Here is a 13,187-nt window from a genome sequence, read left to right as displayed (position 1 = left end):
TAGCGGCTGTAAATCTGCAGTGTTACGTAATGAAATGAGGGTGCCATGCGCATTGCAAGAGATCTTGCCGACGCAGTCGGAAAAACGCCACTGATCCGGTTGAAGCGCATCAGTGAAGAAACCGGGTGCGAGATCCTCGGCAAGGCTGAATTCATGAACCCCGGCCAGTCGGTCAAGGACCGCGCCGCGCTCTATATCATCCGCGACGCAGTTGCGCGGGGTGAGTTGAAGCCCGGTGGCACCATTGTGGAAGGCACCGCAGGCAATACCGGTATCGGCTTGGCTTTGGTCGGCGCGTCGATGGGCTTTAAAACGGTGATCGTGATCCCGGAAACCCAGTCGGAAGAAAAGAAAGACATGCTGCGCCTTGCGGGCGCGCAATTGGTTCAGGTTCCTGCGGCACCGTATCGTAACCCCAACAACTTCGTTCACTACTCCCGCCGTCTGGCCGAGGAACTGGCGCAGACGGAACCCAATGGCGCGATCTGGGCAAACCAGTTCGACAATGTTGCCAACCGTCAGGCCCATGTGGAAACAACTGGCCCCGAAATCTGGGAACAAACCGGCGGCAAGGTCGATGGTTTTGTCTGCGCGGTCGGCTCGGGCGGAACACTGGCGGGCGTGGCCGATGCGCTGCAGCCCAAGGGCGTGAAGATTGGCCTGGTCGATCCGATGGGTGCGGGGCTGTATTCCTATTACACAACCGGCGAAATCGCGATGGAGGGCGGTTCGATCGCGGAAGGTATCGGACAGGTGCGGATCACCAAGAACCTCGAAGGGTTCAAGCCGGACTACACCTATCAGGCGACCGACAATGAGGCCTTGCCTTACATCTTTGATTTGCTGCGCGAAGAAGGTCTGGTCATGGGCGGTTCGACCGCGATCAACATGGCTGGTGCGGTGCGTTTGGCCAAGGACCTTGGGCCGGGGCATACGATTGTGACCATACTGTGTGACTATGGCACACGCTATCAGTCCAAACTGTTCAATCCCGAATTCCTGCGCGAAAAAGAACTGCCGGTACCGGATTGGATGACAGACGCCCCGCGCAAGATACCGGGCGTGTTCGAGGACGTCTGATGCTGCGACAGGTCCGCCTGTTTCTGGCTCTCGCCGCGCTGATCTTTGTCGGATTGGCGGGGGCGGCCTCGGCCCAACTGACCGACCGGCAAAGCGAGTTCTACAAAGGCTGGCTCAGCACTGCGGACCGTGCCGAAAGCGTTGTTGAAGCCGACAGGGCGTCGGACGCGGCGATGGAGCAATTGCGAACCGAGATCGATGGCTATCGCAATACGTTCAATACGGCCCGCAATGCCAATGCCGACCGCATCCAGACACTGGAAAGCCAGGTAAATGCGCTGGGTCCTAAACCTGAAGAAGGGGGCACGGAGCCGGAGGATATCGCGCAACTTCGCGAGCATTTGGATGAACAGCTCAACGCCTTGCGGGTGCCGCGGATTATCTCCGAGGAAGCCTTTAGCCGCGCCAACGGTCTGATCAGCGAAATTGACCGTATTCTGCGAGAACGACAGAGAAAGCAGTTTCTGGAACGTGGTCCATCGCCGCTGAATCTTTCGACATGGCCCGCCGCATGGTCCGATATTCGCGAGGCTCTGTTCGGACTGTTCAACGAGACGTCGGCCAATCTGACCTCGGACGTCACTAAAGAACGTGTACAGAATCAGGCCCCTGCGATACTGGCTTTGGTCGCGCTGGCCGTCATCTTACTGGTTTATGGACGCCGTTGGTCTGAACGCGGAGGCGACTATCTGCGTCGTTTCGGTGGGCGCGGAACCGGTGCGTGGACCTTTGTGATTTCCTTGTTGCGCATCATCCTTCCCTGGATTGGCGTGGTGGCTCTGACGGCTGCGATTGACCTGACTGGTGTACTTGGGCTGCGCGGCACGCTTTTGCTGCAGCAGGTGCCGTATTGGGCGGCAATCGTACTTGTTTTCGACTGGGTGGGACGGCAGGTCTACCTGATGGCCGCGGCACAGAATTTCCGAAGATTCTCGGCGGGGCAGATCACCGAGATTCGTATCTACGTCGATATTCTGGCAGTGATGCTGATCCTGCATGACTTGATCGGTCTGTTCGAGAGGATTGAGAACATAGCGGAGTCCACCCGCGCTGTTGTGGTCTTTCCGGTCATTGTCGTCACCTCACTTCTTCTGCTGCGCATTCGTCAGATCCGACGGTCAGATCCAGCAACCGAGGGCGGCGAGGTCCAACGCGTCAGCGGGTTTTCACAGGTTGTCGAGGTTGTCCGGCGCATCGTGCTCTTGCTTGGTGTCAGCGCGCCTGTTCTGGCCTTGTTGGGCTACACAAATGCGGCCGAAGCGATTGTGTTTCCTGCAGTCAATACGCTGATCCTGATAGCCATTCTTGTGATCGTACAGCGCTTTATCAGCTCGCTATACGGCTGGTTTACTGGGCAGGGGGATAACGCCCGCGATTCTCTGTTCGCGGTTCTGGTGGGTTTCTTCCTCGCCTTGATTTCGATCCCTATCCTGGCCCTTTTCTGGGGCGCGCGCGAAGCGGATCTTAGCGAGATCTGGTCGCAGATCCTGCAAGGGTTCAGCTTGGGCGGGGTTACGATCTCTCCTTCCAACTTCCTGACTTTTGTTGCCGTGTTTGCCATCGGATATGGACTGACACGACTGCTACAGGGAGGCTTGCGCAATTCGCTGCTGCCCAAGACGAGCATTGATCCGGGTGGGCAAAATGCGATCGTATCGGGCACTGGCTACGTCGGCATTTTCCTCGCTTCGCTGGTTGCAATCACGGTGGCTGGCTTTGATCTCTCATCGCTCGCGATTGTCGCCGGTGCCTTGTCTGTTGGTATTGGTTTTGGCCTTCAGACCATCGTTTCGAACTTCGTTTCGGGGATCATCCTGCTGGTTGAGCGGCCGATCTCGAAAGGGGATTGGATCGATGTGAACGGCATGATGGGCTACGTCCGCGATATCTCGGTCCGATCCACGCGGATTGAGACGTTTGACCGGACTGATGTCATTGTTCCGAACTCGGATCTGATCAGCGGCGTCGTCACCAACTATACCCGTGGCAACACGATTGGCCGGGTGATCGTGCCTGTGGGCGTGGCCTATGGGACCGACACGCGCAAGGTCGAGACCATTCTGGGCGAGATCGCGAATTCTCATCCGATGGTTTTGGCGAACCCAGCCCCCAGCGTGGTCTTTCAAGGCTTCGGCGCGGATTCGCTGGACTTTGAAATCCGGGGTATTCTGCGCGACGTGAATTGGGTTCTGTCGGTCAAATCCGATATGAACCACGAAATCAACCGCCGTTTCGTGGAAGAGGGGATCGAGATCCCGTTCGCACAACGAGACGTTTGGCTTCGCAACCCAGAAGCCTTGCGCACTGAAGCACAAGATCCAACCGCGTCAGCCCCGGAGCAACGAGCACCCAGCACCGAACCCGCAGCCATGACCGAGGGAGATCTGGACGGCGACGGAGGGGACGAAGTCTGAGGATTGCTCGCGTGGGGAATGGTCCGCAAACTAATGTGCAAACGGACGCGAATTCACGGAATTGGGGCCTTGCAAATCCGTTTGCATTGCGTCACATATCGCGCTCACGGAGAGGTGGCCGAGTGGTCGAAGGCGCACGCCTGGAAAGTGTGTAGGCGGGAAACCGTCTCCAGGGTTCGAATCCCTGTCTCTCCGCCACAATCCCCCTGAATCAGTTTTTGTCGCACCTAGATATGAGCGTTCTGTGTGGCGAGATCTGGTTGCATTGTATCAGTTCCGTGACAGCCATATAGTGCCGGTCGACGCGAATTTTCTGCACAGGACAGACGAACGAACATGATTGACCTGACCGGGCAGGTGCCTCTGCGTACAAGCCAGAACTATGAGATTTTCCAGCATCCCGAAATGGATGGCGCCCTGCTGAAAGTCCGAGTGGATGAGCCGAAGCGAAACCACCTTATCCCGCGTTATGCGGAATGGCGTTACGGCAATTTGCGACAGTGGAATCGCGAGGCAAACGAATACCTTGCCGCGCTGCACCGTGGCTGCCCCGAGATCGAGCGTCTGGCGAAGTTCATGGGCTATGCACCAACTTCGCGGGGGCCTGCAATCGTGGTGGAAAAGATGACCGGCCCGGATGGGGATCTCGCCCCGTCCCTGCATGCAGAAATGGTGGCTGCAAATGGTGACCCGGAAGTGGCTCAGAAGCTGCGGGCCGACTTGCTGGAGTTGCTGGATGATCTGGAGCGCGGACGCATCATTGTCGGTGACATGGGGATCGGAAACATCGTGCGCGCGCAGGAGCGCGGTGGCAGGCTTGTCGTCATTGACGGGTTGGGCGAGAGGGTCCTGTTGCCTTTGACACTGTTCAGCGATTGGGCGTTTCGCAAATCCATGGCACGGCGGCGCGCGCGCATGGCGGGCTAGTTGCGTCAGAATGGACCAATTTGAGCATTGGCCGCTGTCCTGTATTTGCTTTATGTCTGGCGATGTTAGGTGCAAGACAGCCCAAATTGGCGGAGGTGCTAAGTGAAACTCTCAACCCCAAATTTCCCGGCCCCAACTGACGCCGAGGACCGCAAGGCCATCCGCCCTGTCATCTGCTATCCGCCTGAAACTCTGCCCAGCCCTGATCTAGACGGGCTGACCCGCTTGCGGGACACATCCGAGAAAACTGCCGAGGTCACCGCCGCACCGCGAGACGCTGCCTGTATCGACGTTCCAGCCGGTGCCTTTTTCCGCATCACATCCGTCGAAGGCGCGCAGGTCGGCGATCTGAACCTGTGGAACAAGCACGATCTGACCGAACGGTTCTACTCCGGTAAAACCCGCGCGCTGCACGGAACGCATCTTTCGACCGGAGACCGCATGTGGTCGAGTTTCCCAAATATGCGGCCCATGGCGACCATCACGGCTGATACGCTGGACTGGTACGGCTTTGACGCCTTTGGGGGCTCCGTTCATGACGTGATCGGCACCCGCTGCGACCCGTATACCGGGCGGTTGCTGTCGGGGGATGACTACCACTATTGCTGTCATTCGAACCTGACCCGGGCCTTGGCGCAGCATTGCGATCTGCCTCTGCACGAGGCGGAGACCTATGTGCATGACGTTCTGAACGTCTTCATGTGTACCGGCTTCACGCGTGACACCGGCCAATACTTCATGAAGGCCAGCCCGGTACGTCCAGGTGACTACCTTGAATTCCACGCCGAGATCGACTTGATCGTCGGCCTTTCAGCCTGTCCGGGCGGGGACTGTTCCTCCGAGCATTCCTCGGATACCGCCGCGTGCTACCCCTTGCTGATCGAGGTCTTTGATCCGGGTGAGCCCGTGCGGCGGTCGCATGTGCAGCCCAGTGTCTCGGCTTATGACCGGTCGCATGGCACATAAAAGGCAGCGAAAGGACAACGCGTGACGCAAGCGGATGAACAGCTGGAGACGGCTGTGTTCTACATAAACCTTGACCGGGTTCCCGAACGCCGTGCGTTCATGGAGGCGCAGTTCGCAAAAGCTGGCGTGAGCGACCCGATCCGTTTTGGCGCAGTTGATGCACGTCAGGCGGATGCTCTGGAGGGGAATGGGTATGTGCCGGGCGTTGGTTCTCGCTGGGGTTTGAAGCAAAGCGAGATCGCCTGTTTTGAAAGCCATCGCGCCGTCTGGCAGCAAGCAGTGGATCAAAACCTGAAGGCGGCCGCGATTTTCGAGGATGATGTCGAGATGTCGTCCCAACTGGGGCAGGTGATCGACAGCCTTGTCGAGAACGCGGACAGGTTCGATTTCGCAAAGATGGACTACTCGCCCCGCAGCCTGCGCTTTGGAGCGGAGGTGGAAATAGGCGGTGTCACAGTTCGCCCAATGCTGGAAATGGCCCCAAGTGCTGCCGCCTATATCTTATCGCAGGAAGGGTGTCGCAAACTGCTGGCATGGTCTCAGCAGTATTCCGACCATCTCGATGATTTCGTATCGATCCCCCGGCCAGATTGGCGGATGTATCAGGTGTTCCCGGCTGTGGGTGTGCAGATGATCTGGTCGAAGCAGCAGCAGGATCTTGAACAGGTCAAGACCAGTGAGCGGGAAGGCGATCAATCCACCAATAAAGGCTTGGACAAAGGCCCGTTCTGGTTCCGCGCGCGACGCGAACTGTTGGCGGCAAAACGCAAGCTTGGTTGGCGCTTTGGAGGGCAGAAGAAACTGCTCGATCAGGGTGGGTTTGTTGGGTTCATTCCGGTTGATAAGGACCTTCGGGTCTGAGGCCTGTCTCACCGATGCAGAGGCAAACCGAGTCTGAAGAAACCAAGTTTTCAAAAGCATTAACAAAAATACCAATTTGATATAAGCTTGTGACGTTATTTCTAGTTATTGACTGGGTGTTGGGGTGTCACAAACGCTTTATGAGAAATACGGCGGCTTCAAAACCATCAGCCGTGTGGTGATGAGTTTCTACGAAATAGCCCTGGAGTCCGATGAAATCGGGCATTTCTTCGAAGATATCGACATGCCGCGCTTGATTGACCATCAGACCAAATTCGTCTCATCCCTCGTTGGTGGTCCTGCAGCGTTCAGCGACGACAGGATCGAAGCCGTTCATCGGCACCTTGGCATTTCACATGATCATTTCGATGTCATGGCAGAGCTATTCGGCAAAGCGCTCGAGATGCATGGCATGTCCGAGCGCGATATCAAAACGGCCCTTGGCGCGATTGAAGGCAAACGTTCGATCATCGTCAGCCGTGACGCGGCATGAGCATCCTTGCCATCAACGAACAGCTGCTGCGTGCCATCGGCGTTGGCGTTGCCGTTGTGCGGGCCTCGGATCTGAAATTCGTCTTTCATAACAGCCCCTTCGCCGAATGGTTTGGCAAGCCTGAGAAAAAGCAATCTCTTTTGGATATCCTACCGGACCTCGACGTGAGAGAGCTGGAGGACGTCAAGCAATCCGGCCTGCGGTATTCGGTCGAGCTTCAGATCAAACCCAAACGCCGGACGCTGATCTTTGCGGTCACTGTCTCACTGGCCAGTGGGTTGTCGGAACAGGTGCTGATCGTAGAATGCCAGAACATCACGCGCATTCGCGAACTGGAGAGCATGATTGACAGCTACTCGACCATGGTCGAGCGCAACACGCGTGAATTGGAGCGCGAGAAGGAAAGGGTTGAACGCCTCTTGCTGAACGTGATGCCCCGCGCTGTGTATGAAGAGTTCAAGACTTTTGGCGTCGTGACCCCTCAGTTGTTCGATCAAGTCTCGGTGGTGATGTTGGATTTCGTCGGGTTCACGGATTTTGCTGCCAAAACCGACCCGACGGTCACGTTGAGCGAGTTGAACGATATCTTCACGGCCTTCGACCGGATTGTCGAGCAATACGGTTGCGAGCGGATCAAAACGATTGGGGACGCCTATCTGGCCGTCTCTGGCATGCCGGATGCGACGCCCGACCATGCCACGGCTGTCGCCCATTGCGCGGTGCGCTTCTTGCGGTATTTGGAACGTCGAAACGAAAGCCATCCGCATAAATGGCAGGCCCGGATCGGTCTAGGTATGGGGCCTGCTGTCGGGTCGGTCGTGGGCATTCAGAAATATGTCTATGACGTGTTTGGCCCAGCCGTGAACATCGCCGCGCGTCTGCAGGTCTTCGCAAACCCGATGAATATCGTCGCGCCAGAGGAGATGAAATACGCGTTGATCGACGAGTTTCAGGTCTCAGATCTGGGGCGGGTCGAGATCAAGGGGATGGGAGAGATGGACCTGATCAACGTCTCATCGGGCCTCAGTGCCAATCAAGGAAGCCGATTGTTCTGAGGGTCAGTCGTCCTGCGGCACCAGACCCAGCCCGCGCAGGTAAATCCCAATCCCGCTTTCCAGAAGGTCCTCGGGCGAAAAGGGGGAGGTCGCACCTGTCGCGTTGCGCGCATAGAGTTCGACCACACCGTGACTCATCGCCCAGATATGGGCCGAGAACATGGACGCGGGAGGCCGCTTTTCAGGTGGGATATGTTGCGACAGGTCCGCAGCGGCCTTCTCCAGAACCGTTTTGGCCCGGTTTGACGCTAACGACAGCTCGGGCGTGCGGTTCGGGGAAATCCCACTTTCGAACATGGCGATGTAGTGGCCGGGATGCTTGCGGGCAAAGGCCAGATAGGCGCGCCCGGTGGCCTCAAACGCGGCCAGAGCGGATGGCTGGCCCTCGTCATAGGCATATTGCATCAGGTCGGCGAACATCTCGAACCCTTGCCGGGCGGCTTCGGCAATCAGGTCCTCACGCCCGTGATAGTGCCGGTAGACGGCAGCAGGAGTGACCCCGGCGGTCTTGGCGGCCTCGGACAGGGTGAAACCAGTGGGGCCTTTCTCTTCAATCAACGACAGCGCGGCCTCAATCAAGGCCTGCTTCAGGTTTCCGTGGTGATACCCGCGCTTCGTCATTCCGGCCTCAGGTTATTGGTTTTTCACGTGTTCGGGTGCCAAGAGATAGTCCAATTTCAGCCAATGGTCCAACGCCCAAGCGATCAATTCTTGCCCGGCCCTTTATTTACGTCAGGACTCCCAGACATCCGGCCCGCCGCAGATATTCGGATCATTCTCGCCGATGGCTTTTTCGTCTTTTTCATCGTAGTCCAAAGCCAGCAGCACCGTCCGGATGGCAGCAAGGCGCGCACGTTTTTTGTCGTCTGATCGCACGATCGTCCATGGGCAGTTTTCCGAATGTGATCGGGTCAGAGTTTCAGAGATCGACTGAGTATATTCATCCCATTTTTCCAAACCGGCGATATCAATCGGGCTGAGTTTCCACTGTTTCAGCGGATCCGTTTCACGCGCCAAGAAGCGGTTCAGCTGTTCAGCACGGCCGACGTTCAGCCAGAACTTGAACAGGCTGATCCCGTCGTTCACGAACCCGGTTTCGAGCGGCAAGACCTGACGGAAGAACCGTTCGCGCTCCTCCTGGTTACAGAACCCAAAGACGTTCTCCACGACACCTCGGTTGTACCAGCTGCGGTCGAAAAACACTATCTCACCGGCCGAGGGCAGGTGCTGGATATAGCGTTGGAAATACCATTGGCTGCGCTCGGAATCCGAGGGCTTGCTGAGCGCAACATTCCGAGCCCCGCGTGGGTTTAGGTTCTCGCGGAACCGTTTGATGGTGCCGCCTTTTCCCGCCGCATCTCTGCCCTCAAAGATGATCGCGACGCGTTGGCCGGTTTCTTTGACCCAGGATTGCATTTTGACCAGTTCGATTTGCAGCGCCTCGATCTGCTGCTCGTAGTCCTTGGTCTTCATTTTTTCGGTGTAAGGATAGCTCGGATTCAGGATGTCGCCCTTGTTAGCCTTTTCGATAATTTTACGCACGTCGCCGGGCGCTTTCTTGCGGTAATACTTCTCGATTGCACCTTTTTCTGACCGGGCCATGAGCTACCTCGCGATAAAATCCATATCTTACTATGGATTAGGTGCTAGTCTAACGCAAACCCGCCCGTTGTGCGGCGCGGTCGATGGCGGCGGCAACTTCATCGGCGGCAACGACCTGAGGCATATGGCCGATGCCCGGCAGCTCGATCAACTCAGCACCGGGGATCTGTTCGATCAAGCGGATCGAGTGCCAATCCAGTTTGACCGTCGTGTCTGCCGTGCCGTGAATGATCTCGGTGGGCACAGAGATTTCACCGTATCGGGGCTGCAGGCGCTCAACCTCTTCCAGCAGCCGGACCCGTTGTTTTGCGTTGGCATGCATCGAGGCGCGGCGCATCGTCAGGGCGGGGCCGAAATGCTCGGCATAGCCTTCCGGTGCAGTTTGCGGAGCGAACACTTTGTCGAGGGCCGTTTCAACATAAGACTCCGGCACGTAGGAGGTGATCAGGGGCAGGGCAAGCGCATTGCCAAGGTCCGTCGCTGCCAATCGGTTGAAATTGTCCAGCGGCGTCTCCCACGGGATCGCGGCCGGGGCGATCAGCACGAGGCCCGAGAGATTGTCAGGCCGGGTCACCGCCCACGCCAACGCCACCGACCCTCCAAGGCTCTGCCCGGCGACGATGGGTTTCTCTGCGCCAAGTTTGGCAGCGGCACGTTGCAGGATATCCGCCTGCTCCTGAATGGTCTCGCCTTCGGGATTGAAACTGTCCGAATAGCCAAGGCCGGGACGGTCAAACACGATCACGCGGTAGTTTTCGGCCAGAATAGGGGCCAAAGCGAAGGTCATGTCACGGGTATTGCCGCTGGAGCCATGGATCAAGACGACATCAGGTCCATTCCCCATGACAACCGCGTGCACGGCAATTCCGTCTACGTCGAGTATCTGGCCTTCGGGCGGAAACGCCTGCGCGGCGCGGGCCTCGCTCTGGGCCGCGCGCCACAGGGTAAACGCTGCAAAGCCGATCAGGCCCAGCGTCAGAAGTATCCAGATTTTAACGGCCAATTTCACTCATATCGAATGGTGTGGACTGATATATTTCATTGATCCAGTTACCATAGAGCAGATGCGCATGGCTGCGCCACCGGTTCTGCGGCGCCTGCGTCGGATCATCATCCGGATAGTAGTTCATCGGCACGTTGATCGGTGTGCCATTGGCGATGTCCCGATCATATTCCTGCTTCAACGTATCGCTGTCATATTCAAAATGATTGAAGATATAGAGCGCACGATGCGCCGGGTCCTCGACAAGGCAAGGACCTGCTTCATCGCTGCCAAGCAAGGTGACGAGGCCATCAGCGGCGTCGATCTCGGCCTGCTTCATCTCGGTCCAGCGGCTGACGGGAATAACGCAATCATCCGAAAAGCCCCGCAAAAACGGCGAGGACGAGAGGAGGTTCCGATGCCGGAAACAGCCAAAGGCCTTGGCGTCCAGCATGTGTTTTTTCACACCGTGGAAATGGTTGATCATCGCCATACCGCCCCAGCAGACCCCGAATGTGGAATGGACATTGGTCTGAGTCCACTCAAACACCTCGCGGAGTTCTTCCCAATAGGTGACATCATCGAATTCCAGATGTTCGATCGGCGCACCGGTGATGATCAAACCGTCGAACTTCTGATCCTTCACGTCCTTGAACGACTGATAGAACTCCGCCATATGCGCGGCGGCGGTGTTTTTGGTCCGATGCTCGGTCATGCGGATCAGCGACAGGTCAATCTGCAGCGGAGTGGCCCCGATCAACCGCGCGAACTGGTTCTCGGTCTGGATCTTCTTGGGCATCAGATTCAGCAGCCCGATCCGCAGGGGGCGAATGTCTTGCCGCATTGCCTGATCCGCAGCCATGACCATGACGCCTTCCTGGGTCAGGACGTCAAAGGCGGGCAGTTCGGATGGGATTTTGATCGGCATCGGGTCAGACTTTTGAGTAGGTTAGGAGGAGGTAGTTAGGCGCGATCGCGCCCGGTCTCAAGGGTGCGTTCGATCAACTCATCGAAATCAGCCGCATCGCGCACTTTTCCGATGTCTTTGGCCGTTATCTTAACGCCCCAGTTCTTCGCCATCGCCTCGTATCGGGGCTGACGATGGGCAAGCGCCTGAGCGTAGGTCCACCGGATGAACGCGTCCGGGTCCACGTCAGACTCGGAGCAGCCGTGTTGATCTAGATATTCGGTCCAGACGCGGGTCAGGAATTCAGCCTGATAGGACATCGGCTTGGGGGCCTTGTCAAAGCGTCGGACCAGTTCGGCCGTGTGGTCGTCGTCACCCTTCAGCCAGATCATCAGCGCCTGTTTTGACAGCTCGGACATCAGTTGATCTGTTGGGTCGTTCGGGTCGACCCACTCGCAAATCGACCCGCCTGTGTCGCAGATGAAATGCGGATAGCCATAGAGACGCTCTGCCCGATCCACGAAGTATTCGGTGTCGAGAAGGGCGTGAATTTCGGCCAGTCGGAATTGCTCCTGTCGGCGGCGGTACTCGGACATCTCCAATCCGCCAAGCGCCGGATTACCGGGTTTGCCAAGATAGGATGCGACAGGGGTCAGGTTCTCGAACGAGATGTTCGAGCCGATATATATCGAATCCGACAGCAGAAGGTCCCTCAGGAATGGGACTTTCATCGCCTCAGCCTTGGCGTTATCGGCGATGTATTCGCCCATGTAGCGGGTGCCGATCCGGTAGTCGACCGAGTAGTGAAACCAGCCACCGCTGTCTCGCAGGATGTTGGATACATAGGTCTTGCCCAGCCCCGACATGCCGAAAAACAGCACCTTCTTGCGTGCAGCCACACGCCAATCTCTTGCCGAGCTGTAGATCATCTTGTGCTGTCCCTTGTTTTTGCCTTTGCTAATTCGGGCAGGCGGCGGCGTCAATCGCGTGGGGAGGCTCGGTTGAGGATCAATAGTCCCGCGGCCAGCACGGCAAAGCCGACATAGGCGCGTGGATCCAGTGCCTCGTCGCGCAGCAAGGCGCCCAAAACGATCGCGACAGGTGGGATGATGAGGGTCACGAGTAACAAATTGCCACTGCCAGCCATTGCAAGGACCCGGTAGTAGAGAAGATAGGCACCCGCCGTCGCGATCAGGGAATAATACGCGATTGCCGCCCATGTGACCGCAGGCAGGCTGAGACTTGGGATGCCGTCAGTCATAAGGGCAATCGGGATCATGAAGAGAGTCGAGCCGGTTAGCATCCCTGCAGCCGCAACAATAGGGGGCAGGGAGCTTAGGTGTTTGCGCGCCCAAGCGCCGGCAAACGCGTAGGAGATAGTGCCCGCGAGGATGGCAAGTTGAGCTGTGTTTTGCAGGCTGAAGCTGGTGAGGTTGCCGATACCGATTGCGATTGAGACGCCAAAAAAGCCGAGTCCAGCGCCGAGAAGGCGCGGTGGTGTCAACCTCTCGTCGGAAAAGAAGAGCGCAGCAACGAGAACGCCAAAGATAGCCGTCGCCGCGTTCAAAATCGCCGTGAGGCCGGTGTCAATGTACAACTGTCCCCACGCCATAAGCGAAAACGGAATCACGTTATTGAGCAGTCCCATGACCAGAAAACCAAACCACAGGCGTGGTGAGGACGGGACGCTTAGACCCCTAAGCCAAACCACCAACCACAAGGCCAGCATAGCCCAGAAAGTCCGATGCAGCACCGAGGTCATCACCGGTATCGTATCCAGCGCAATCCGAATTGAAACGAATGAGGCGCCCCATATGGCACCCAGCAGCGAAAGCTCAGCCCATGCGCGGGGGGATAGGTGTTTTTGGTGTTCCATGAAAAGGTTGTGGCAGCTTTGAGT

Annotated in this window: 13 protein-coding genes and 1 tRNA gene; 8 read left to right on the top strand and 6 right to left on the bottom strand. The window is 57.4% G+C overall.

Annotation, left to right across the window (positions count from 1 at the left end):
• The first annotated feature begins 45 nt into the window (after positions 1–45).
• From ACXAH8_RS08640 to ACXAH8_RS08605, 8 genes are all read left to right on the top strand, one after another.
• The gene (locus ACXAH8_RS08640) at positions 46–1,080 is read left to right on the top strand and encodes a cysteine synthase A (RefSeq protein ID WP_170376768.1); all 1,035 of its coding nucleotides are present in this window, start codon (positions 46–48) and stop codon (positions 1,078–1,080) included.
• Positions 1,080–3,494 carry a DUF3772 domain-containing protein gene (locus ACXAH8_RS08635; RefSeq protein ID WP_475217638.1) on the top strand — a complete coding sequence of 805 codons (2,415 nt, stop codon included), beginning with the start codon at positions 1,080–1,082 and terminating at the stop codon, positions 3,492–3,494. Before ACXAH8_RS08640 ends, ACXAH8_RS08635 begins: the two co-directional genes overlap by 1 nt.
• A 108-nt stretch (positions 3,495–3,602) precedes the next feature.
• Positions 3,603–3,692, top strand: a tRNA-Ser gene (locus ACXAH8_RS08630).
• 138 nt (positions 3,693–3,830) lie between these two features.
• Positions 3,831–4,421 (top strand): YrbL family protein, encoded by a 591-nt coding sequence (locus tag ACXAH8_RS08625; protein ID WP_475217635.1) that lies wholly within the window; start codon positions 3,831–3,833, stop codon positions 4,419–4,421.
• 102 nt (positions 4,422–4,523) lie between these two features.
• Positions 4,524–5,387 carry an urea carboxylase-associated family protein gene (locus tag ACXAH8_RS08620; protein WP_475217633.1) on the top strand — a complete coding sequence of 288 codons (864 nt, stop codon included), beginning with the start codon at positions 4,524–4,526 and terminating at the stop codon, positions 5,385–5,387.
• Between the two features lie 21 nt (positions 5,388–5,408).
• Positions 5,409–6,248 carry a glycosyltransferase family 25 protein gene (locus tag ACXAH8_RS08615; RefSeq protein WP_475217631.1) on the top strand — a complete coding sequence of 280 codons (840 nt, stop codon included), beginning with the start codon at positions 5,409–5,411 and terminating at the stop codon, positions 6,246–6,248.
• 124 nt (positions 6,249–6,372) lie between these two features.
• Entirely contained in the window at positions 6,373–6,741 is a 369-nt protein-coding gene (locus ACXAH8_RS08610; RefSeq protein WP_475217629.1) for a group I truncated hemoglobin, read from the top strand.
• The gene (locus tag ACXAH8_RS08605; RefSeq protein WP_475217627.1) at positions 6,738–7,796 is read left to right on the top strand and encodes an adenylate/guanylate cyclase domain-containing protein; all 1,059 of its coding nucleotides are present in this window, start codon (positions 6,738–6,740) and stop codon (positions 7,794–7,796) included. The genes ACXAH8_RS08610 and ACXAH8_RS08605 overlap by 4 nt, the downstream gene beginning before the upstream one ends.
• Positions 7,797–7,799: 3 nt before the next feature.
• Here the strand turns inward: ACXAH8_RS08605 and ACXAH8_RS08600 are convergent, their stop codons facing one another.
• From ACXAH8_RS08600 to ACXAH8_RS08575, 6 genes are all read right to left on the bottom strand, one after another.
• The gene (locus ACXAH8_RS08600) at positions 7,800–8,417 is read right to left on the bottom strand and encodes a TetR/AcrR family transcriptional regulator (RefSeq protein WP_170487400.1); all 618 of its coding nucleotides are present in this window, start codon (positions 8,415–8,417) and stop codon (positions 7,800–7,802) included.
• 111 nt (positions 8,418–8,528) lie between these two features.
• Positions 8,529–9,398, bottom strand: coding sequence for a polyphosphate kinase 2 (gene ppk2, locus ACXAH8_RS08595; RefSeq protein WP_475217623.1), 870 nt, complete (start codon positions 9,396–9,398; stop codon positions 8,529–8,531).
• 49 nt (positions 9,399–9,447) lie between these two features.
• Complete coding sequence (locus ACXAH8_RS08590) at positions 9,448–10,401, bottom strand: alpha/beta fold hydrolase (RefSeq protein WP_475218081.1); 954 nt, start codon at positions 10,399–10,401, stop codon at positions 9,448–9,450.
• Complete coding sequence (gene metA / locus ACXAH8_RS08585; protein WP_475217621.1) at positions 10,391–11,308, bottom strand: homoserine O-acetyltransferase MetA; 918 nt, start codon at positions 11,306–11,308, stop codon at positions 10,391–10,393. Before metA ends, ACXAH8_RS08590 begins: the two co-directional genes overlap by 11 nt.
• A gap of 35 nt (positions 11,309–11,343) precedes the next feature.
• Complete coding sequence (locus tag ACXAH8_RS08580) at positions 11,344–12,216, bottom strand: ATPase (RefSeq protein ID WP_475217619.1); 873 nt, start codon at positions 12,214–12,216, stop codon at positions 11,344–11,346.
• 50 nt (positions 12,217–12,266) lie between these two features.
• Positions 12,267–13,163, bottom strand: coding sequence for a DMT family transporter (locus ACXAH8_RS08575; RefSeq protein ID WP_475217617.1), 897 nt, complete (start codon positions 13,161–13,163; stop codon positions 12,267–12,269).
• Positions 13,164–13,187: the final 24 nt, after the last annotated feature.

The sequence above is a fragment of the Ruegeria sp. ABV3_008 genome (assembly GCF_056161185.1).
Note: the sequence above shows the minus strand (reverse complement) of the source record. Positions and strands in the feature narration are given on the sequence as shown.